Genomic DNA, 21,295 nt, shown 5'->3' with positions numbered 1-21,295 from the left:
CGTACAAACTTGTTTTTGTTATGAGAGACGTCCTGTACCTCGAAGAGATGTCGCAGGCCGAGACCCTGCTCAAGCCGCAGCGGATCGAGGTGCTGCGGCAGCTCGCCGACCCGGGCACCTGCACCGAGGTCGCCAACCGGCTGGGGCAGACCCCGCAGCGGGTCTACTACCACGTCAAGCAACTCGTCGCGGCCGGCCTGGCCGAGCAGGTGGCCGAGCGCAAGGTGCGCGGCATCAGCGAGGGCATCTACCAGGCGGTCGCCCGGTCCTACTGGCTCTCGCCCCGGCTCGTCGGCCGGATCGGCGGGCTGCGTCGGGCCCGCGACGAGCTGAGCCTCGGCCACCTGGTCGACCTCATGGAGGAGGTCCAGGCGGACGTCGCCGCCCTGGACCGGGCGGCCCCCGAGCTGCCCTCGATCGGGGTCTCCGGGGAGATCCGGGTGCCGGCCGAGCGCCGGCAGGAGTTCCTCGCCGACCTGCGCACCACCCTGCAAGAGCTGTTCACCCGCTACGGGGGCGCCGAGGGGGACGCCTTCAAGCTCGCCGTGGCCTGCTATCCCAAGGGAGAAGACCGTGACTGAACCGATGACCCTGCGCGCCCGGCTCGCCGCGCCCGTCGAGGCCGTCCACCGGGCCCTCACCGACCCGGCCGAGCTGCGCGCCTGGCTGGCCGAGCACGCCGAGGTGGAACTGCCCCACCGGTACGCGTTCTGGGGGCGCTACACCCCGGAGGGCGATGCCCCGCACCAGCGGCTCCTGCACGCCGACGAGCGGATACTGCGCTTCGCCTGGCTGCTCGACGGGGTCGAGACCACCACCGAGATCGCCCTGGAGCCGGAGGGGGAGTCGACGATCCTCACCCTGCGGCAGAGCCACTTCGACTTCGCCGAGGCGATGAGCGGCAGCACGATCCGGGGCGTGTTCCAGACGTACTGGGCCCTGGCGATCGCCAACCTGGCCGCCCACCTGGAGGGCCGCCAGCTCCTGCCGCGCACCGACTTCACCTCCGCCGACCTGCGCGGCGAGCTGCTCATCGCCGCCCCGCTGCCGAAGGTGTACGAGTCGCTGACCGACTCGGAGCAGGCCAGCGCCTGGTTCGGGTACCCGATCGGCATCGAGCCCTGGCTCGGCGGCCGGTACGCCATGGGCGGCTTCGAAACCGGCTACGCGGCCAAGGTGGTCGACCTGGACCCGGGCCGGCGGATGTCCGTCGACTGGGGGCCGACCGGCGTCACCACCTGGGAGCTGGCCGAGTCCGACGGGAAGACGAAGCTCACCTTCGTGCAGAGCGGCTTCGACGAGCAGAACCCGCCGTACGCGGCGTGGAGCGGGACGGTCTCCGGCCTCGGCGAGCTGGTCCGCTACCACCAGCTGCCGGACTGGCAGCCCATCTGGCTCCCGGAGGAGCCGGCGACCGCCGACGCGGCCCGCTGAGCAGAGGTGCCCGTCCGCCACGCCGACCAGTCGTGGCGGACGGGGGCCGTCTCGCCCCGAACCTCTGGAGTTGTGGGCGGCCTTCGGGGTGCAGAAGGCTGCGCGAGTGGGTAATGCGGGGCGATGTTCTTCATATTCGGACTCCGCACCAAGGTCGACCGGTCGGGCGTGGTGCAACAGGTGTGCCGCAACTGCGGCAACCACGCCGCCCAGGTGATCACCCGCCGGTCCACGAGGTTCACCCTGTTCTTTGTCCCGCTGATCCCGATCCGCACCCGGTACGCGAAGCAGTGCACCTTCTGCGGCGCCCAGTACGACATCGCCAAGGCCGAGGCCGAGCGCCTCCCGGTCGGCTGATCCCTCGTGGCCCGCTTCCTCTGCTGGCTGATCGGCCGCCAGCCGGCCGGCATCCCGGTCGCGCCGGTGCACACCGTCTCCCGCCCGCCCTGCACCCCCGGCCGCCGCCCGCGTCGCCGTACCCGCCGCCCGCTGGCCGGCACCGCCCTGCCCCGCTCGCCCTGGAACCGCTCCGCCGGCCGCTGAGCCCCCTGGAACCGCCGGCCCGACCATCGGCACCTACCCTGAGACGGCCGCGAAGAACGGGGAGGATCGTGCGTAACCGTCCGGCCGTCGTGCTCGTCGCCGTCCTGTTGTCGACTGTGTCGCTGCCCATCTCACTGACCGGCGCCTCGGTCGCGTTGCCGGACATCGGCCGCGACCTCGACGCCGGGCTGGCCGGGGTGCAGTGGGTGGTGAACGGCTACAACGCCACCTTCGCCAGCTTCATGCTCGCCACCGGCGCGCTCGCCGACCTGCTCGGTCGCCGCCGGGTCTACGCCGCCGGGCTGACGATCTTCGCGGTGGCCGGGCTGGCCGGCGCGGTCGCCGGGAACATCGTGCTGCTCGACGTCGCCCGCACGCTCGCCGGCATCGGCGCTGCCGCCGCCGCCACCAGCGCCGCCGCCCTGCTGGCCGACGCGTTCCAGGGGCCGGCCCGGGCCCGCGCGTTCAGCCTCTTCGGCACGTCCATCGGCGTCGGCCTCGCGTTCGGCCCGTCGAGCGCCGGGCTGCTGATCGAGGCGTTCGGCTGGCGGGCCGTCTTCGCCGTGCCGGCGCTGGCCACCTGTGCGGTCCTCGCCCTGGTCCCGTTGCTGCCGGAGTCCCGCCCGGCGCACGCCGGAGGGGTGGACTGGGCGGGCACCGTCACGTTCACCAGCGCACTGCTGCTGCTCATCTTCGGCTTCGTGCAGGGCCCCGAGTTCGGCTGGTCCGCCCCGGTGATCGTGGCCGCCTTCGTCGCGGCGGCGGCCCTGCTGGCGCTCTTCGTCCGGGTGGAGCGCCGTCGCGCCGAGCCGATGTTCGACCTGGCCCTGCTGGCGAGCCCCCGGTTCCTCGGCGTCTGCCTGGCGGCGGCCACCATCGTCGCGGTGCTGGTGCCGCTGCTGGTCTACCTGCCGTCGTACCTGACCACGGTGGTCGGCATGAGTCCCGGCGCGGCCGGCGGGACGCTCATCCTGCTCACCGCGCCCACCCTGGTGCTACCGCTGCTCGGCGGCGCGCTGACCCGGCTGGTGCCGGCCCCGGCGGTGATCGTCGCTTCCGTGGCGGTGGTCGCCGTCGGGGCGGCCTGGGCCACCGTGCTCGCCCCGGACAGCGGTGCCGCGAACCTCGCGGGACCGCTGCTGACCATCGGGGTGGGGATCGGCCTGTCGATCGGGCTGCTCGACGCGATCGCGATCGGCAGCGTCGCGCCGGGCCGGGCGGCCACCGGCGCCGGGATGATCAACACCGCCCGGCTGTCCAGCGAGACGATCGCCATCGCGGTGGTCGGCGCGGTGCTGGCCAGCACCACCGCCGGCCGGCTCGCCGACCCGGGCTTCACCTCCGGGCTGCGTACCGTGCTCTGGGTGATGGCCGGGACGGCGCTGGTCGCCGCCGCCACGGTCGCCGTGCTGGTTCGGCGCGGCGCGGCCCGCGCCGAACCGGCGGAGAGGGCCTATCGTGGCGTGTCGTGACGAGCACCGCGCAGCGACTGGCCGAGATCCGGGGCGACGCACCACCTCGGCGGCACAACGCCCGGACGATCGCCGCCCTGACCGGTAACCCCGGCTGCGCCCGCCGGGCCGTGCTGGACAGCGCCGGGGTGGACAAGCCGAAGCTGGCCGAGCGGGTCGGCTTCCCGGCCCGGTTCGGCCAGTCCCGGTTCGCCATCACCCGGGGCAACGCGTTCGAGGCGCAGGTCAAGGCAGACGGCGGGGCCGAGCTGCTCCGGCTGGTCGCCGAGCGGCTCGGCGTCGACCCGGGCGGCCCGGCGACGTGGACCGACCTCGGCGCCGACGACCGGCCCGGCCAGTCCGACCGGTCCGACCGGTCCGCGCGGTCCCGGGCCGCGCTGGCCGCCGCCGCGCCGACCGGCGCGGGGGGCCCGGCCGCCCTGTTCGACCATCCGCTGCTCGGCCTGGACGTCGCCGGCCAGCGGGTGCACCTGGAACCGGACCTGGTCGCCGCCCGGCTCGCCGGCCGGTTCCACGTGGTCGAGGTCAAGTCGTTCCCGGTGATCGACGGGCAGGCCGACCCGGGCAAGGTGGCCGCCGCCGCGATCCAGTCCGCCGTCTACGTGCTGGCCCTGCGCGAGCTGCTCGCCGCCGAGGGGCACGATCCCGAACTGGTCTCCTCGGACGTGCTGCTGGTCTGCCCGCGCGACTTCGCCAACCAGCCGGTGGCCAGCCTCGTCGACGTGCGCAAGCAACTGCTGGTGCTGCGCCGGCAGCTCGACCGGGCGGCCCGGATCGACGACCTGCTGGCCGACGTGCCGGCCGGCTTCACCGCCGACCCCGCGGCCGACCCCGCCGACCTGCGCCGGTCCCTGCTGTCGGTGCCGGCCCGCTACGCGCCCGACTGCCTGGCGGCCTGCGAGCTGGCGTACTTCTGCCGGCACGCCACCCGCGCCGAGACGGCCACCCTGGGCCGGCCGGTCCGCGAGGCGCTCGGCGGGGTGGCGACCGTGGCGGAGGCGCTCGCGCTGGCCGGCGGGGAACACGCCGGCCAGCCGGAGCAGGCGGAGGCCGCCGCGCTGCTGCGGGCCGCGGCCCGGCTGCGCGCCGACGCCCTGGCCGGGCGACCCGCATGAGTACGCTGCGCGCGCTCGCGAAGGCCCAGGCGCTCGCCGCCGGGGTGGCCCAGCCGGTGGCCACCGTCCGGCACCTGCACCTGTCGCCCCGGCCGCTGGTGCTGGTGCCGCTCGCCATGGCCGGCGAGGCCAACGCCCCCCTCGCGGCGCTGGCCGGCACCGCCCCGGGCGACGCCCGGCTGCTGATCGTGCCGCAGCCCCGCAACCGGGACCAGCGCTTCGCGTTCGCTGCCGAACTGGCCGGGATCGTGCTGCCCTACCTGGACTCCTTCCGGGGAGTGTCCGAGGCCGTCGCGGTGGACCGGGGCCGCGACGTCCGGCACCGGTACGTCGACGCGCCGCAGCTGCTGCTGCCGAACCCGGCCGGGGTCGCGTTCCTGCGGCTGTTCGGCCGTTCCACCCGGTTCCGCCGGCCCGACGGCGAGTACCCCGTGCACCCGTCGGTGCCGCTGCTCGGGCGCTGGCTGACCTTCTTCGCCGAACGGGCCGAGCACCCCGGCTCGTCGGCGCTGCTGGCGATGACCGAGGCGCTGACCCTGCACTGGGCCACCGGGCAGAGCGCGGTGGAGGACCTGCACCTGCCGGCGGTGCTCGGCTGGCTCGACCCGCCGCCGGGGCTGGACGGCGTGCGGGCGGCGGCCCGGGCCGAGGACCCGGCGGTCTGCCCGCCCGCCGGCCCGGCCACCGACCCCGAGTTCGACAACAAGGTGCTCGCCCCGGCCATCGCCGCGTACACCGACGCGGCCGACGACGACACCGCCCGCCGGTCCGCGTACGCGGAGCTGGAGCGGGAGCTGCGCGGGCAGCTCGCGCCCACCTGGGAGCTGATGTGGCGCGGCGTGGGGCTGCTCGCCGCGTTGCCGCCCGGCGCACGCGTCGAGGGACGCTGGGCCGGCGACCGGGACGCCTTCACCGCGCACGCCGAGCACGTCGACGCCGGCGGCGGGCCGCAGCCGCGCCGGGACGGGGCGGTGGCCGCGGCCGCGCGCCTGCACCGGCTGGAGCGGGCCGGCGCCTCGTACGCGGTCCAGCGCGCCTACGACGACCCGCTGGTGATGGCCGAGCACCGGCTGACCGGGGAGGCGTTCGTCGGGGACGTGACGCTGGCCGACCCGAGACGGGTGGACGACACCGGCAAACGGCCGGTGCTGCGGCCCCGCATCCAGGTGGTCACCACCGAGCCGGTGGCGGTGCCGGTGGGCGCGACGCTGTACTCGACGGCCAGGCCGGGGCAGAAGGCGAAGGTGGTCTTCCTGACCCCGGCCGCCGACGGCAAGACCGAGGTGGTGCTGGAGCTCTCCGGCGGGATGGGCCGGGGGCTGACCGCCCCGCCGGGCACCGTGCCGGAGGTGGGGGAGCGGCTCAGCCTCACCACCCTGTCGGACGGGTTCCTGCCGGCGGGGGCGTTCCCCGACCCGGCGGATACCCCGTGGACCCACGGCGGCCCCCCGGCCGCGACCACCCCCGCTGCTGGCGCTGCTGGCGTTGCGGTTCCGGTGGTCGGCTTGCCTGACGGCGACCCGGCCGAGGAATGGGCCTGACCGCTCCTCGGCGTAGCCCGGTGGGTGCCCTCCCTGGCGCCTTTGGAACTGCCCGCATGAACGGGGCACCGGGTGATTACCCGTCTCTCACCGTGCCGGCCGTCTCTCACCGTTCCTGGTCACCTCTGGCCCCGCCTAACCGCCCCGTCTGTGCGGGCAGCTCCAAAGGCGCCGACGACACCGCTACCCCGCCTCGGACAGGCCTGGCCACCCACCAACTCACTGGAGGTGTGAACCGGCCCTGGGACCGCCGCACCAGCCCACCCCGACCCGGGGCGTGTCCGGGCCGCGCCGACCCCCACGAACCATGGCAGCACTCGCCGGCGGCGGCCGGAAGACCCTGGCGGCCCGCCCGTAGGCTGACTACGCTTTCGTCGTTCGCCGTCAACGACCGGTCCTCACCGTCGAGGTGCGCAAGGAGAGGAAGCCGGAGCGACCGCTGTGCTGCCCCACGACGCGCCTCACCTCCGCACGACCCCCGCCGGGGCGAACCGGCCCGGTCGGGCCGGACTCGTCGTGGCCGCGATCGTCCTGCTCGCCGAGGCGGTCTGGCTGGTCGCCCGACTGCCCGGCGCGGCCCTGGTCAGCGATCTCGGCGCGGTCGCGGTGGCGGGCTGGGCCGGCTACGCGTGCGTCGGCGCGGCCCGCCGGCACCCCGCGCCGCTACGCCGATTCTGGACGCTGCTCGCGGCCACCATGGGCTTCGCCGTGCTCGGCCGGGCACTGTGGACGGTGCAGCGGATCGGCGACGGCGGCCTGCCGAACACCCCGCTCATCGGGTTGCTGTTCACCCTCGGCATCGTCACCGGCACCGCCGCGCTGCTCTGCTCCCTCGCCGCCCCGCGCAGCGCCGTCGGGCGGGCCCGGACGGTGCTGGACGGCGTCATCGTCGGGCTCGCCCTCATCCCGATCGGCTGGGTCGTGGTGTTCCGCGGCATCGCCGCCGCCGACCTGATCGACCCGCTGCGCACCTTCGGGCTGCTCTACCCGATGCTCGATCTGGTGCAGTTGACCATCCTGGTCGCGGTGGCCGGGCCGGCCCGGCCGATGTGGCGTCCGCTGACCCTGATCGGGGCCAGCCTGGTCACCCGGGCGGTCGCCGACGCCACATACGTCTCGCTCTTCGCGAACGGCAGCTACGTCCCCGGCCACCCGATCGATGTCTGCTGGCCGCTGAGCTACCTGCTGATCGCCGCCGCCAGCCGGTACCCGCTGCCCCCGGCCTCGGACGACGTCGACGAGCCCACCGAGTCGCCGCTGCCGCCCTGGTGGCGGGTTGCACTGCCGTATTTGCCGGTGGGCGGGGCGATCGTGGCGGTGGTACTGGCCCGGCGGCCCACCGGGCAGACCCCGCACATGGTCTTCGTCGGCATGATGGCGCTGCTCGGTGTCCTGGCGCTGCGGCAGGGGCTGGCCGCCAACGAGAACCTCCGGCTGGTCGCCCGGCTGCGCCAACTCGCCTACACCGACCAGCTCACCGGCCTGCCGAATCGGCTGATGTTCAACCGCCGGCTGCGCGAGGCGCTGCGCGACGAGGCCCCGGTCGCCGTGCTGCTGCTGGACCTGGACGGCTTCAAGCAGGTCAACGACCGGTTCGGGCACGGTGCCGGTGACATCCTGCTGACCAGCATCGCCGGCCGGATGGCGCGGGCCGTGGCCGACGACGGCAGCATCGCCCGGCTCGGCGGTGACGAGTTCGCCGTCCTCGTCGACGGCGACCGGCAGGTCCGGCCGGAGCGGGTGGCCGAGCGGCTGCTCGCCGCCCTGCGGCCCTCCCCCGGGGAGGAGGAGGCGGGCGTGCACCCCTCGGCCAGCATCGGCATCGCCGAGTACGGCCCCCAGCACGCCTCCCACACCGACCTGCTCCGCGACGCAGACATCGCCATGTACGCCGCCAAGGCGGGCGGCAAGTCCGTGTACCGCACCTGCACCCCGGCCCTGCGGGAGGCGACGGTGAGCCGGGCCGAGCTGATCGCCGATTTGCGCCGCGCCGTCGACGAGGAGCAACTGCACCTGGAGTACCAGCCGATCGTCGACCTGGTTACCGGCGAGGTGCGCAGCGCCGAGGCGCTGGTGCGCTGGCGGCATCCCCGGATGGGGCTGCTCACCCCGGCGCGTTTCCTGCCGCTGGCCGAGGAGACCGGGCTGATCCTGCCGATCGACCGGTGGGTGATCCACGAGGCATGCCGGGCCGCCGCCACCTGGCGGGACCGCGCCCCGGAGGCGACGGTCGCGGTGAACATCGCCGCCGCGCACCTGCGCCGGCCGGACCTGATCGCCACCGTCACCGCGGCCACCGCCGGCGCCGGCCTGGCGCCCCGCGCGCTGACCCTGGAGCTGACCGAGTCGGCGCTGATCGACGGCAGCGACACGGTGCTGGAGCGGCTGCGTCAGCTCCGCGAGCTGGGCATCCGGATCGCCATCGACGACTTCGGCACCGGCTACTCGTCGCTGAGCTACCTGCACCACATCCCGGCCACCGAGCTGAAGATCGACCGGTCGTTCGTGGCCCGGCTCGGCGAGGACACCCGGGCGTACGCGACGGTGGAGATGGTGACCCGGTTGGCCGGGGCGTTCGACCTGACCGTGATCGCCGAGGGGGTGGAGACCGACGAGCAGCACGAGGCGGTCACCGCGATCGGCTGCGTCCACGGCCAGGGCTGGCGTTACGGTCGCCCCACCAACCTCGCCGACCTGCGCGCCGCACTGGTCCCGACGGTGCGACCCCGGGGTTGACCCTCACGCGACGGGAGGCGGCAGGCTCGTCACCCACGCTGCACCACTACGCCGAAGGCGCACCTGCGCCGGCGACACGAGCTGTTCCCCGGCGGCCGGTCAGGGCGTCACAACAGCAGGTCGAGCAGCAGGACGCCGGCGAAGCCGACCACCGAGATGATCGTCTCCATCACCGACCAGCTCTTGATGGTCTGCCCGACGGTCAGCCCGAAGTACTCCTTCACCAGCCAGAAGCCGGCGTCGTTGACGTGCGAGAAGAACAGCGAGCCGCAGCCGACGGCCAGGGCCAGCAGCGCCACCCCGGGCCGGTCCAGGGTCGCCGCCAGCGGGGCGACGATGCCGGCCGCGGTGATCGTGGCGACCGTCGCCGAGCCGGTCGCGACCCGGATGCCGACCGCGACCAGCCAGCCCAGCAGCAGCGGGGACAGGCTGGCGTTCTCCGCCGCGTCGGCGACCAGGTTGCCCACCCCGGCGTCCACCAGCACCTGCTTGAACCCGCCGCCCGCCGCGACGATCAGCAGGATGCCCGCGATCGGCGGCAGTGAGCCGCCGAGCACCGACGAGACCTGCTTGCGGCTGAACCCGGCCTGGAAGCCGAGGGTGAACATGGCCACGATCACCCCGGCCAGCAGTGCCACGATCGGGGCGCCGACGATGTCCAGGGCCTTGCGGCCGGCGCTGCCCTCGGCCAGGGCCAGCTCGCCGACGGCCCGCAGCAGCATCAGCGCCACCGGCAGCAGCACGGTGATCACTGCCGGCCAGAACTTCGGGGCCCGGCGGGCGGTCTCGGTGCCGGAGTCGTCGACCGGCGCGCCGGGACGGCCGGTGCCGGGGTTGAGCAGGTCGTCCTCGGTGAGCAGCTCGCCGTCCACGCCGTCCTGCTGGCGGCCTGCGGCGCCGCGGTCGGTCCCGCCGCCCCCGCCGCCGGCCGGCGTACGGGTCGGCAGCAGTCCCTCGGGGATCGTCGCGGGGACGTACCGGGAGATGATATTGCCGAAGACCGGCCCGGCGATGATCACGGTCGGGATGGCGATCAGCAGGCCCAGCCCCAGCGTCAGGCCCAGGTCCGCGTTGAGCGAGGAGATCGCCACCAGCGGGCCGGGGTGCGGCGGGACCAGGCCATGCAGCACCGACAGGCCGGCCAGCGCCGGGATGCCGACCTTCATCAGCGGCACGTCGGTGCGCTTCGCGACCAGCAGCACGATCGGCACCAGCAGCACCACGCCGACCTCGAAGAACAGCGGCAGGCCGATCAGTGCGGCCACCCCGGCCATCGCCCAGGGCAGGGCCGACCCGGAGACCTTGTTGACGATCCGGGTGACGATGCCGTCCGCGCCACCGGACTCGGCGAGCAGGCCGCCGATCATCGCCCCGAGGGCGATCAGCAGACCGACCCCGCCGACGGTGGAGCCGACGCCGCCGCTGAACGACGTGACGATGGCGTCGGGCGCCACCCCTGCGACGACGCCGAGCACTGCCGCGCCGAGGATCAGTGACAGGAACGGGTGGACCTTGCCCCAGGCGATCAGGACCACCACCGCGGCGATGCCCAGCAGGGCCGCGACGATCAGTTGGGCGTTACCGGCGTCGGTGAGTTCCGCCGGTGCGGCGAGCAGAGTGACCACGGCTATCACGACCTTCGGACGGCGTCCGTGCCAGCAGGGTACGGGCGATCACATGGGTGGAGAGGTGGGCGGTGGCTCCGGCGGCAGGCTCGGGGCCAGCCGTCGCAGTGACGTGAACGTCGGGACGAGCGCGCCGTACAGCTCGGAGAAGAGCGGTAGCAGGGCGGCGTAGACGGCGGCGGCGGTCGGGTCGGGGCGTACCGTCTCGTCGATCTTCACCAGGTCGGCGGCGACGTCGACGGACGCGATCAGACCGAGGGCCTGCATGCCCAGCAGCGCCGCGCCGAAGCTGGACCCCTCGTGGCCGGCCGGGAACCGCACCGGCATGCCGAGCGCGTCGGCGAGCATCTGCCGCCACAGCGGGCTGCGGGCGAAGCCGCCGCTGGCCCGCACCTCCCGCACCTCGTTGCCGGCCGCCCGCACCGACGACAGGACCAGGGCGAGCTGCTGGCACACCCCCTCCAGCGCCGCCCGCACCAGGTGCTCGCGGCGGTGGCCGTGGGTCAACCCGACGTACGCCCCGCGCGGCAGCGCGCTCCAGTGCGGGGCGCGCTCGCTGAGCAGGTACGGCAGCATGATCAGCCCGCCGGAGCCGACCGGCGCGTGGGCGGCCAGGTCGAGCAGCTTCTCCTCGGACTCCTCGCCCAGCTCGGGGGCGAGCGCGTCGCCGGCCCACTGCAACACGATCCCGCCGTTGTTGATCGCGCCGCCGACCACCCAGCGGTCCTCGGTCAGCGCGTAGCAGAACACCCCGCCGAGCGGGTCGACGGCGGGTCGTTCGACCATCACCCGCATCGCCCCGCTGGTGCCGATCGAGCAGGCCACCACGCCGGGGTGCACCGCGCCGAGGCCCAGGTTGGCCAGCGGGCCGTCGCCGGCGCCGACCACGATCGGGGTGTCCGCAGGCAGGCCGGTCGCGGCGGCGGCCTCCGCGGTGAGCCCCGGCAGCACGGTGGTGGTCGGGACGAGCTGCGGGAGCTGCTCCTCGGTGATCCCGGCGATCCGCAGCGCCTCGGCGTCCCAGGCGAGCCTCCGGATGTCCATCAGGCCGCTGGCCGAGGCGACCGAGTGGTCGGTGACCAGCGTCTCGCACAGCCTTAGCAGCACGTAGTCCTTGATGCCGACCCAGTGTGCGACCCGCTCGAACAGTTTCGGCTCCTGCTCGGCGAACCAGACCAGCTTCGGCAGCGGCGCCATCGGGTGCACCGGGGTGCCGGTTCGCCGGTGCAGCGCCAGCCCCGACGGGACCGCCCGCAGCCGCTCGGCCTGCCGGCTTGCCCGGGAGTCCGCCCAGGTCACCGATGCGGTCAGCGGCTTACCGGCCGGGTCGAGCCCGATCAGGCTGTGCATCGCGGTGCTGAACGACAGCCCGGCGATCGGCTCGGACAGCTCCGCCACCACCGCGCGGACCGTCTCCACCACCGCGTCGAAGATCAGCAGGGGGTCCTGCTCGGCGTAGCCGGGGTGCGGCTCGTCCAACGGGTAGCCGACGGAACAGGCGGCGAGCTGCCGGCCGTCCGTGTCGAACGCGACGCTCTTGGTGCTGGTGGTGCCGATGTCGACCCCGATCACGACACGCGGGCGCTGGTCCGGGCCGGTCACGGGTCCCCCCTCGCGTCGGTGCTGCCGGCGCGGCATCGCGGCCCGGCTGCGGCTGACGTTACCCAGCGGGCCGCCGCTCCACACGGCGTCGCCGAGGACCGCCGACAGAACGTGAATCGACGCGACGTCATCCGCCTCTCGTCCGCTCTTGTCCGCCGATCAGGTGATTCGTCCGCTTCGCCGGGTCCGTTCGACCGGTCGGCTCCGTTGATCCGGATGACACCCCGGTTGGCGGCTCGCGCGGCTAAGGAGTCGGCGTGGCGAAGACTGATTCGACGGGTTCCACGTGGCGGTACCGGTGGGCGTACCGGCAGAACGAACGACGACAGCGGACCTACCGCGACGCCGCGCAGGCGTGGCGGCGGCGCGACGAGGAACTGCGGCGGCTGCGCGCGGCGGCGGCCGATTTCGGCCGGCGCGCGACGGCGGACGCCGGCCTGCCCCTGGAACTCGCCCCCGGCGAGCGGGTCCACTGGGCGCTGCCCGCCGCGCAGCTGGTCGAGCTGCGGCACACCGCGGTGCTCCCCGCCCCCGACCTCAGCGTCGACCCCGGCCGGCCGGCGCTGCGCCACCGCCGCCCCGACGGGGTCAAGGTCACCGACGCCGGGATCGCCGTGCTCACCGACCGCCGGCTGGTCCTGCTCGGCGGGCGCGGCCGGTGTGACTGGGCGTACGGGAAGATGACCGGGCTGGCCCACGACCCGGCGGCGCCGGTCACGCTGATCCAGGTCCTCGACCGGCGGCGCACCTCCGGGCTGCTGCTGCCCGCCGAGGCCGCCGCCGAGTTCCGGTTCACCCTCACCGTGGCCTTCGCCGAGGCCATCGAGCAGCGAGGCACCGTCCTCGCCAAGCTCGACGAGCTGATCGCCGCGCACGACCAGACCCGGCCGTTCCGCCCGGCCATCGCCACCCCCGGTCAGGCCCGGATCACCGCCGCCGTGCCGGGCGGCCGGCGTACCGTCGCGGTGGCCGCCGCCGCGGCGCTGCTGCTGCCCGCGGTGCTCTTCGAGTCGGACCCCCCGGTGCGGCCCGGCTCGGACGTCGCCGCCGCCGCGACCGTCGCCCCTACCCCGACCGTCGCCCCTACCCCGACCGTCGCCCCCGCCCCGACCGCCGCCTCCGACCCGCCGCAGACGGCGCGCCCGACCTCCCGCGCCGCCGCCGTCGGCCGGGCCGCCCCCAAGCAGCCCCGGCGCGGCACCGCGTCACCCACCCCGGAGCGCGACGGGCTCTGCGGGGCCCCGGCCAACCCGTTCGGGTACGACTACTGCGGCGGCTCCCGCATCCGCAAGCCGGATATCCGGGTGTGCGACTACTTCGACTGCGGGCAGGACTTCTGGGCCGGCCGGGGGTACCTGGTGCAGTGCCGCGACGGCGCGCTCAGCCTCACCGGGGGGCGTGCCGAAGCGTGCGCCACCCACGACGGCCTCCGCCGTACCGTCTGGACCTGAGCCCGCCTCCCCGGCCGGCGGGGTGGCGCGGGTGTCGCACCATCGGCGTCGTGATCAATCTGAAGCGGAACCACCACCGCAAGAAGAAGCGGCGTGGCGATTCCTGCACCGACTGCGACTGCGACGGCCCGGACTGCTGCGACTTCGGGCTGTTCTCGTTCATGCTGACCCTCGGCTCGGTGGCCGCCGGAGCGACCCGGGCACCCGTCGTCGACCGGGTCGGCCGGGCCGCGATCCTCGGCTACCGGCGCTGGCTGTCGCACCGCTGGCCGGGCCAGTGCCGTTACACCCCGACGTGCAGCGCGTACGGGCTGGCCGCCGTCGAGCGGCACGGGCTGGCCGTGGGCGGGCGGATGGCCGCCGATCGGCTGCGCCGCTGCAAGCCCCACGTGCCCCGGGGCACCCACGATCCGGTCCGCTGACCGCCCTGCGCCGCCCGCCCTGGCCGTCTCGGCGGCCGGGGCACCGCCCGCCCCACCCGCCCTGGCCGTCTCGGCGGCCGGGGCACCGCCCGCCCCACCCGCCCTGGCCGTTTCGGCGGCCGGGGCGGCGTCAGGCGGTGCCGAAGTCGGGGACGGTGAGGGTGCCGTCGGCGGCGAGCGGGAAGCCCGGATTCCAGGCGATCTCCCACAGGTGCCCGTCCGGGTCGGCGAAGTAGCCGGCGTACCCGCCGTAGAAGGTCTCCCGGGCGGGCCTGGTGACCGTCGCCCCGGCCTCGACCGCCGCCCCGATCACCTCGTCGACCTCCTCGCGGGACCGGACGTTCTGCGCCAGGCTCAGCCCGCCGAAGCCGCCCGCGCCCGCGTCGCCGATGTCGGCGTCGGCGGCCAGCTTGTCACGCGCCCACAGCACGACGGCCAGGCCGCCGGCCTGGAAGAAGACGGTCTGCTCGACCTCCTGGCCGCGCCAGCCGAGTCGCTCGTAGAAGGCGCGGGCGCGGGGCAGGTCGGCGACGCCGAGGGTGACGAGGCTGATCCGCTGTTCCATCCACGTACGGTAACCGCCGGCCGGGGCCGGCTCACCCGTCGGCACTCATTCCGGGGCACTTGTCGGTCAGCGGCCGAACAGCCGTTCGTGCTGGGCCCGGGCCAGCTCCACCAGCCGGCGCCGCACGTGCGGCAACTCGCCCCCACCGAACTGGAGGTTGGCCGGGAAGTCGAACTCGTCGCCGGTCCGCATCGTCTCGTCCAGCCCGTCGGCGGTCAGGTCGCCGGCGCTGTGGTCGAGCAGCCGCGCCGGGTCGTACCGGCCCGTGGCCAGCAGCCGGCGCCACTGCGGGGTGCCGGGGTGGGGGCGGAACTCGAAGATGCTCGCCCGGAAGGTGCCGGGCGCGTTCTCGGTCAGGTCCCACAGCTCGCGTACGTGCCGGACGGTCGCCTCCAACTCGGCACGCGTCTCGGTGGGCCGGCCGAGGACGAAGTGACCCCTGACGTTGATGCCCCGGCGGGTGAGCCGGCGGACCACGTCCCGGGTCAGCTCGGGCCTGATCCGCTGGCCGAGGTGGCCGAGAACGCGCTCGCTACCGGACTCGATGCCGAGCCCGACCTCCCGGCAGCCGTTCGCCGCGAGCGTCTCCAGGAAGGCGTCGTCGGCGTGGGCGAGGACGTTGATTCGGCCAGGGGCGTCCCAGACGTACCGGCCGCCGACGTCGGCTTCGGTGAACGCGGGCATGCAGCGCCGGGCGAACCGTTCGTAGCCGAGGAAGAGGTCGTCGACGAACCGGAACGCCCGCACGCCGTACCGGACGTTGAGCTCGTCCATCTCCGCGATGATGTTGGCCGGCTCCCGGGTGCGGATGGCGACGTCCAGGTTGGCGCTGACGGCCGCGCCGCAGAACGAACACTCGTACGGGCAGCCGCGGGCGCCCACCATCGCCGCCTCCCACGGCCCGTCGCCCGGCCGGTACGGGTCGGCGGCGAAGAACCGTCGGTCGACGAACGGCAGGGCGTTGACGTCCGGGGCCAGGTGCCAGGCCGTACCCGGCACACCCCCCGTGACCGGCGTACCCAGGACCGGGTCCCGCCACATCACGCCCGGAAGCCGTACCCGCTGGTGGTGGTCGTTCAGCAGCTCGACGAGCCGGGTCTCGGCCTCGCCGACGACCAGCGCCTCCAGGCGGGCGAACCGGGGGTCCGCGATGACCGCCTCCGGCTTCGCCTTCGCCTGGTGACCGCCGACCATGATCTGGATCTCGGGGTCGAGGCCGGCGGCGATGCGGGCGCTCAGCTCGTACGTCGGCGCCAGCAGGTTGAACCCCACCCAGCGGGGCGCGGCCTCGTTGACGATGCTCTGGATCTTCTCGACGCTGAGGCCGAGGGACTCCCCGTCGAGGACGCCCACGCTGAAGCCCTGCACGGTGGCGTAGGTGGCGAGGTAGCCCATGCCGAGCACCGGCAGCGGGGAGCTGTTGACCCGGGGGCGGAGCGTGTAGTCGCGCAGCGGCGCGTTGACCAGCAGCAGGTCGAGCGGCGTGCCCGGCTCGACGCCGAGGATGGGCTGCTGCTCGGACGGCCCCGGCCGGCCGGCAGCGGAGGGCGGGGGCGATGTACGTGCCCAGGTGCTCACCGGTCACCCGTCGTGGGCGAGAAAGGCGGTGACGGCGCGCCGGAGCGGCCCGTGCCCGAACGCCATGCCACTCTCGGTGCGGTCATCATTGCTCAGGGTTAGCATGTGGGCGGGAGATGGAGAAGGGTGAATGTCCTTCTCATCGGATGGTGCAACCCCGTCCCGAGAGCGTCGGGCGGGAAGCAGGGTCAGGCGGCGATCGTCCGGGCGGCGGAGTACATGTCGGCGGGTAGCGGTTGGGACAGCTCCCAGACGATCCGCATCGGCCGGTCCCCGCTGTGCTCCCGGTACGCCATCGGCCCCGCGTACAGGTAGGCCGGCGCGCCGAGGTCCCGGTCCGGCACCCGGGTCTCCCGGACGAACAGGTGCACCGTCGACCCCTGCTGCTCGTGGTTGACGTACCGCTGCCCGGTCGTCGACACCGCAGACGTGGTGCTCTGCGACTCCCACTGGAACAGCCGGTCGGTGATCGCCCGGTCCGCGTACATGGTGGTGGGGGAGTAGTGCTGCTCCGACTTGACCAGCGTGACGAAGAACAGGTCCGCCCGCTCGGACTCAAGCCACTTCACGCCCTCCCGCAGCGACCCCGGGTTCGGCATCCCGAACGCCGCGCACGCCTCGTTGCGGCTGTACCGGGCGTGCACCCGCAGCGCCCCCGCCCGCGTCGTCACCCGGTGGATCCGCTCCCGCAGCACCTCGGCGACCTGGCGCAGCTCGACGCAGCGTGCCGGCTCCGCCCACAGCCGCGCCACCCGCTCGTCCCGCGAGGACAGGGAGGCGTTCGGCCCCCACAGGTCGAAGTGCAGCATGTCCCAGAGTCGGCCGGCTGTGGGCCGTTCGCCGGCCGCGACCCGGGCCAGCAGGTCCAGCCGGTCCACGTCGTCGAGGTGCAGCATCCGCCCGACCGCCCGCCCCAGCTCACGGTCGTCCGGGCCGGGCGTCGACGCCTCAAGGCCGGCGAGCCGCCGCAGCCCGGTCCACCCACCGACCGACGCCGACCGGTACACGTCCTCGATCTCCAGCCCGGTCTCCCGCAGGAATCCGGCCAGGCTGACGTCCCCGAGCTGCCGCAGCTCCGCGACCAGGCCCTTCTTCGAGGTGGGCATGGCGCTCTTGAGGTTGCTCAGCACCACCTCCTTCGCCACCCGGTCCAGCTCGACGTGGCAGCCGCTCGGCAAAGAGGGGAAGTCTTGCCGCACCGCCTCGGTGATCGCCCGCCGGGTCACCCCGGTCAGCGCCCGCCAGCGCAGGTCGAAGCGGAAGTTGGCGTGCTGCCCGCCGATGAAGTCCAGCACCGTGAGGCAGGGCTTGTCGTCGTCCAGCCGCAGGCCCCGGCCGAGCTGCTGAAGGAAGATCGTGGCGCTCTCCGTGGGCCGAAGCATCAGGATCGTGTCGACCATCGGCAGGTCGACCCCCTCGTTGAACAGGTCCACCGTGAACAGCACGCGCAGCTTCCCGGCCTTGAACTCCCGAAGCAGCTCGTCCCGCGACCGCCCGGCGCGGTCCGCCCGGGAGGTCACCGCCGCCGACGGTACGCCCCGGCGGGTGAACCAGTCCGCCATGAACTCGGCGTGCCCGATTCCGACGCAGAACCCGAGTGCCCGCATCCGGTCCACGTCGACCTTGTCCCGCACGGCCTTGAGGATGAGCCGCGCCCGCGCCTCGTTGCCGGTGTAGACGCCGCCGAGCTCGCCCAGGTCGTATCCCTGGCCGCGCTTCCACCGCAGGTGCGACAGGTCCACGTCGTCGTGCATCCCGAAGTACTGGAACGGGGCGAGCAACTGCCGCTCCAGGGCCTCCCACAGGTGCAGCTCCACGGCGGCGTGGCCGTCGAACCACCGCCGCACGTCGCCGCCGTCGGCCCGGTCGGGGGTCGCCGTCAGCCCCAGCAGTACGCGCGGCTCCAACCGATCCAGCAGCTGGGCGTACGTCGGCGCCTCCGCGTGGTGGAACTCGTCGACGATCACCATGTCGTACTTCTCGGGGTCGATCTCCCGCCGGTGCAGCGACTGGATCGACGCGAACACGTGCCGCCAGTCGGTCGGCTCCCTGCCGCCGACCAGCAGCTCGCCGAAGCTACCGTCGCCCATCACCTGGCGGAACGTCGCGAGGCTCTGCTTGAGGATCTGCTCCTGGTGGGCGACGAAGAGCAGCGAGTCGACGGTCCTGCTGCGGTGCAGCCGGCGGTAGTCCAGCGCCGCCACGACCGTCTTGCCGGTGCCGGTCGCCATCACCACCAGGTTCCGGTGCCGGCCGTGCACCTGCCGCTCGGCGTCCAGGTCGGCCAGGATCTCCGCCTGGTACGGGTACGGCCGCACGTCCAGGTTCGCGATCTCGGTGACGGTGTTGTCGGACCGTTCGCCGCGCAGCGCGTGCCGCAGCCGCTCGGCGTCCCTCCCCGGCTCGTACGCCTCGAAGGCGGGGTCGTTCCAGTAGTCCTCGAACGTGGCGGTGAAGGTGTCGATGACGTGCGGCTGCTCGATGTTCGAGATCCGGACGTTCCACTCCACCCCGTCGACCAGCGCTGCCTTGGAGAGGTTCGACGAGCCGACGTACGCCGTGGTGGTGCCGTTGTCGCGGCGGAACAACCACGCCTTGGCGTGCAGCCGGGTGGTCCTGGTCTCGTAGGAGACCTTGACCTCGGCGCCCAGCTCGGCGAGCCGATCCAGGGCCCGCTGATCGGTGGCGCCCAGGTACGTGGTGGTGATGACCCGCAGCTTGCCGCCTCGGCCGATCAGCTCGCGGATGGCCGGCTCGACGATGCGCAGGCCGTACCACTTGATGAACGCGCAGAGCAGGTCGACGTGGGTGGCCGAGGCCATCTCGTGGGTGATCTCGTGGCCGATCCGGGGCTGGTGGCGGCCGTTGACCAGGAGCGCGCCGGTGGAGAGCGGGGTGGTGGGGCGCTGCGGGAAGGCCGGCTGCGCGGGTGGGGTGGGTGGGGCGGCGATGGCGTGCAGGAGGTTCCTGGCGTCGGCTACCTGGTCGTTGGGGCCGGCGGCGTCGGGGTTGAGGTCCGCGATGGCGGTGGCGAGGCGGTTGGCCAGGTCGACCTGGCGGTGGAGCTTGTCGTCGCCGCCAGGGACGGCCTGTAGGGCGCGGCTGATGAGGGTCGCGAGGTGACGGGTCAGGTGCTTGTGGGAGTCGGCGGGGTCGAGGGGGCGGCGCTGGACCCGGGCGGAGTCGAGGTGGTGGAGCTGGCCGGCGAGCTGGTGAGTAACCAGGTGCTCGTAAATGCCGCGCTCAAGATCCGCCACCCGGGCACAGTAGCTGCCGGTACGACGTGCGCAAGCTGGCTGTCGGGTCCTTGACAGTTCGATTTCCCTACTCGCCGGTAGGTGAATGCGCCTATGTGGGTATAGCAGCGCCTGGTCGTTGCCGCAATCCCGGCTGACCAGCGGAAACGGCAGATCTCCCCAGATCTGGAGATCCAGGAGTATCGCCCTGGCATTCCCATTGCTGGATCCGGGCATTACCGCGTTCGTCAACCGGGTCTGGATCGTGAGCCTCGGTGACAGGGCTCTTGCCTGTAAGGTGCCCGGAGCGTCTCGCTGGAGCGAGAGGGCGATGCTTTGCAGGCTGGGGGTGCCGCCCGCAGTTGAGCTCCTGACTCATTCGTCCTTGCGCTTGATGGTCCGTGCTCAAGTGCACTGCGGCCCCGGCGGTATTGCAGTCCGGGGTCCACCATTTGACCCTCGTCGTTCATGCCCGCCTACAGCCAGGCTCAACATCTACAGAGGACGGAGTAAGCGGCCGATGTTCTTCGCTGAGCTGGGCCTGACCCAGCACGATTCCCTTACCGCTGCCCAACAAGCCGCGAGCGAGGCTGCCTCCGCTTCCGGCGGACGCTCATTCACCTGTGTGGTCTTCCACCAGGGTGGGCGCCTAATGCTTACCACGGCCTTTTCGAACGCGTTTCTCATCAATCATGTCGTTGCCGAGCCGGCTACCAAGGGCGGCAACCCGCGCATGGCGACGAACCGTCCGGTGGACTCGGCCCATGTCCGGGCTATTGGAAAATACCTTGTCGAGAACGAGCAGAACTACATCCTGCCATCCCTTACCTTGAATGTTCGCTCGGTTCCTGCGATTCACGTGCCACGCGGCAACTTCGCCACTGCCGTTGGTTTCGTCGTCATTGGCGACGAGACCAAGTTCTCTGTGACCGATGGGCAACATCGGCTTGCCGCGATAGCGAAGGCGAGTGAATCGCTGACCGGAGCCGACTCGACCTTCATGAGCGATAGCATCTCGGTGGTTATCGTCGTCGAGCCCGATCTTGCCCGGATTCATCAGGATTTCGCCGACGCGGCGCAAACGAAGCAGATTCCGGCCAGCCTCTTGGCGGCATTCAATACCCGAGAGCCATTGAACCGGGTGCTCACCAAGATTGTGGATGGCTCCAAGCTTTTCCATGGGCGTATTGACGAGACTTCGAAGAGCCTGTCGAAGAACTCTCCGGCGATCTTCTTGCTCAACCAGGTTCGCGGCATGGTCAAGGAGCTGTTGTTCCGTGATTACGCGCTCAGCGAGTCCAGCATCCCTGCTCGAAGCAACCAGGTGATCGGCTTCACGGAGCGGCAGGACGCCTTCGTTGACCGGACCCTGTCGATGATGGAAATTTTGACCAAGCACATGACGCCCTGGGCGGCGATTGCGGATTTGCCCACCTCCGGTGGACCCGCTAACCAGGTGGTCGATTACCGCAAGCATCACATCAACATGACGGCCACCGGTCTGGTCATCATCGGTCACGTGGCATACGAGATCGAGAAGAATCCAGATCCCGCCTGGCGTGCCGCTCGCTACGTCGACCTTGCTACCAAAGTCGACTGGCGACGTGACGCTGAGATCTGGCAGGGTACGATCATCTCGGGCGACAAGATCAGCACCACTCGCGCACCAGGGCGTTTGGCGGCCAAGAAGGTAATTGCCGCAATCGGATTGCCGGTCACCGATGCTCTCGATAATGCCTTGCCAGGTATGGAGCCGCTCGCCAGCGTCGGAGTTTAGTCACGGCCGCTGCCCCACGGCCTGTTGCCGTGGGGCAGCGGCCATCTTCACATTGCTTGGTCCTTCTCGCCGCCGGGCAGGGTTGCCCCTGCACGACGTGCTGGCCTACGAGTAGCAACGATCGAGGGCCCGGCGCGAGGCACTGGACGAACTCACCGGGGACGCAATCGACATGGGTGTCTACGACGAGGCGATGCG

At 72.9% G+C, this 21,295-nt stretch carries 16 protein-coding genes; 11 read left to right on the top strand and 5 right to left on the bottom strand.

Features of this window, described 5'->3' with window-relative positions:
• The first annotated feature begins 20 nt into the window (after window positions 1-20).
• The 8 genes from ACFYZF_RS07445 (at window position 21) to ACFYZF_RS07410 (ending at window position 8,841) form a co-directional block, all read left to right on the top strand.
• Window positions 21-581, top strand: coding sequence for a helix-turn-helix domain-containing protein (locus tag ACFYZF_RS07445; protein ID WP_350886813.1), 561 nt, complete (start codon window positions 21-23; stop codon window positions 579-581).
• The gene (locus ACFYZF_RS07440) at window positions 574-1,434 is read left to right on the top strand and encodes an SRPBCC domain-containing protein (RefSeq protein WP_387016913.1); all 861 of its coding nucleotides are present in this window, start codon (window positions 574-576) and stop codon (window positions 1,432-1,434) included. Before ACFYZF_RS07445 ends, ACFYZF_RS07440 begins: the two co-directional genes overlap by 8 nt.
• A gap of 123 nt (window positions 1,435-1,557) precedes the next feature.
• Window positions 1,558-1,791, top strand: coding sequence for a zinc-ribbon domain-containing protein (locus ACFYZF_RS07435; RefSeq protein WP_350886817.1), 234 nt, complete (start codon window positions 1,558-1,560; stop codon window positions 1,789-1,791).
• Between the two features lie 6 nt (window positions 1,792-1,797).
• Window positions 1,798-1,977, top strand: a complete 180-nt coding sequence (locus ACFYZF_RS07430) for a hypothetical protein (RefSeq protein ID WP_387016911.1) — start codon at window positions 1,798-1,800, stop codon at window positions 1,975-1,977.
• A 68-nt stretch (window positions 1,978-2,045) separates the two neighbouring features.
• Window positions 2,046-3,449, top strand: a complete 1,404-nt coding sequence (locus ACFYZF_RS07425) for an MFS transporter (protein ID WP_387016909.1) — start codon at window positions 2,046-2,048, stop codon at window positions 3,447-3,449.
• Window positions 3,446-4,564: a hypothetical protein gene (locus ACFYZF_RS07420; protein WP_387016907.1), complete on the top strand. Its 1,119-nt coding sequence runs from the start codon at window positions 3,446-3,448 to the stop codon at window positions 4,562-4,564. Before ACFYZF_RS07425 ends, ACFYZF_RS07420 begins: the two co-directional genes overlap by 4 nt.
• A complete protein-coding gene (locus tag ACFYZF_RS07415) occupies window positions 4,561-6,105 on the top strand; it encodes a hypothetical protein (protein WP_387016905.1) in 1,545 nt (514 codons plus the stop codon). The genes ACFYZF_RS07420 and ACFYZF_RS07415 overlap by 4 nt, the downstream gene beginning before the upstream one ends.
• Window positions 6,106-6,621: 516 nt before the next feature.
• Window positions 6,622-8,841: a putative bifunctional diguanylate cyclase/phosphodiesterase gene (locus ACFYZF_RS07410; protein WP_387016904.1), complete on the top strand. Its 2,220-nt coding sequence runs from the start codon at window positions 6,622-6,624 to the stop codon at window positions 8,839-8,841.
• Window positions 8,842-8,948: 107 nt separating this feature from the next.
• On the opposite strand, the gene ACFYZF_RS07405 is transcribed toward ACFYZF_RS07410, so the two are convergent.
• Both ACFYZF_RS07405 and ACFYZF_RS07400 read right to left on the bottom strand, forming a co-directional pair.
• Window positions 8,949-10,466 (bottom strand): SLC13 family permease, encoded by a 1,518-nt coding sequence (locus ACFYZF_RS07405; RefSeq protein ID WP_387016902.1) that lies wholly within the window; start codon window positions 10,464-10,466, stop codon window positions 8,949-8,951.
• Window positions 10,467-10,514: 48 nt separating this feature from the next.
• Window positions 10,515-12,068, bottom strand: a complete 1,554-nt coding sequence (locus ACFYZF_RS07400; RefSeq protein ID WP_387016900.1) for a gluconokinase — start codon at window positions 12,066-12,068, stop codon at window positions 10,515-10,517.
• Between the two features lie 257 nt (window positions 12,069-12,325).
• On the opposite strand from ACFYZF_RS07400, the gene ACFYZF_RS07395 reads away from it, so the two are divergent.
• Both ACFYZF_RS07395 and yidD read left to right on the top strand, forming a co-directional pair.
• A complete protein-coding gene (locus ACFYZF_RS07395) occupies window positions 12,326-13,519 on the top strand; it encodes a hypothetical protein (protein WP_387016898.1) in 1,194 nt (397 codons plus the stop codon).
• Window positions 13,520-13,569: 50 nt separating this feature from the next.
• Window positions 13,570-13,941 (top strand): membrane protein insertion efficiency factor YidD, encoded by a 372-nt coding sequence (gene yidD / locus ACFYZF_RS07390; protein WP_387016896.1) that lies wholly within the window; start codon window positions 13,570-13,572, stop codon window positions 13,939-13,941.
• Between the two features lie 130 nt (window positions 13,942-14,071).
• Here yidD and ACFYZF_RS07385 read toward each other — a convergent pair whose 3' ends face one another.
• The 3 genes from ACFYZF_RS07385 to ACFYZF_RS07375 all read right to left on the bottom strand — a co-directional run bounded on the left by ACFYZF_RS07385 (window position 14,072) and on the right by ACFYZF_RS07375 (window position 19,341).
• Window positions 14,072-14,506: a VOC family protein gene (locus ACFYZF_RS07385; protein ID WP_387016894.1), complete on the bottom strand. Its 435-nt coding sequence runs from the start codon at window positions 14,504-14,506 to the stop codon at window positions 14,072-14,074.
• 66 nt (window positions 14,507-14,572) lie between these two features.
• Window positions 14,573-16,084: a B12-binding domain-containing radical SAM protein gene (locus ACFYZF_RS07380; protein ID WP_387016892.1), complete on the bottom strand. Its 1,512-nt coding sequence runs from the start codon at window positions 16,082-16,084 to the stop codon at window positions 14,573-14,575.
• 188 nt (window positions 16,085-16,272) lie between these two features.
• Window positions 16,273-19,341, bottom strand: coding sequence for a DUF3427 domain-containing protein (locus tag ACFYZF_RS07375; protein ID WP_387016890.1), 3,069 nt, complete (start codon window positions 19,339-19,341; stop codon window positions 16,273-16,275).
• Window positions 19,342-19,840: 499 nt separating this feature from the next.
• Between ACFYZF_RS07375 and ACFYZF_RS07370 the strand changes: the two genes are divergently transcribed.
• On the top strand, window positions 19,841-21,097 hold the full coding sequence (locus ACFYZF_RS07370; RefSeq protein ID WP_387016888.1) for a DNA sulfur modification protein DndB: 1,257 nt from the start codon (window positions 19,841-19,843) through the stop codon (window positions 21,095-21,097).
• Window positions 21,098-21,295 lie beyond the last annotated feature (198 nt).

Source organism: Micromonospora sp. NPDC001898 (assembly GCF_042891255.1).
Taxonomy (GTDB): domain Bacteria; phylum Actinomycetota; class Actinomycetes; order Mycobacteriales; family Micromonosporaceae; genus Micromonospora.
The sequence above is the reverse complement of the archived record's forward strand: the minus strand, read 5'-3'. Positions and strand labels throughout refer to the sequence as shown.

Excerpts from the sequence above, each read along its gene's own strand:
- ACFYZF_RS07445 (WP_350886813.1), top strand. The coding sequence starts at position 21 with ATGAGAGACGTCCTGTACCTCGAAGAGATGTCGCAGGCCGAGACCCTG.
- ACFYZF_RS07435 (WP_350886817.1), top strand. The coding sequence starts at position 1,558 with ATGTTCTTCATATTCGGACTCCGCACCAAGGTCGACCGGTCGGGCGTG.
- ACFYZF_RS07415 (WP_387016905.1), top strand. The coding sequence starts at position 4,561 with ATGAGTACGCTGCGCGCGCTCGCGAAGGCCCAGGCGCTCGCCGCCGGG.
- ACFYZF_RS07385 (WP_387016894.1), bottom strand. The coding sequence starts at position 14,506 with ATGGAACAGCGGATCAGCCTCGTCACCCTCGGCGTCGCCGACCTGCCC.
- ACFYZF_RS07370 (WP_387016888.1), top strand. The coding sequence starts at position 19,841 with ATGTTCTTCGCTGAGCTGGGCCTGACCCAGCACGATTCCCTTACCGCT.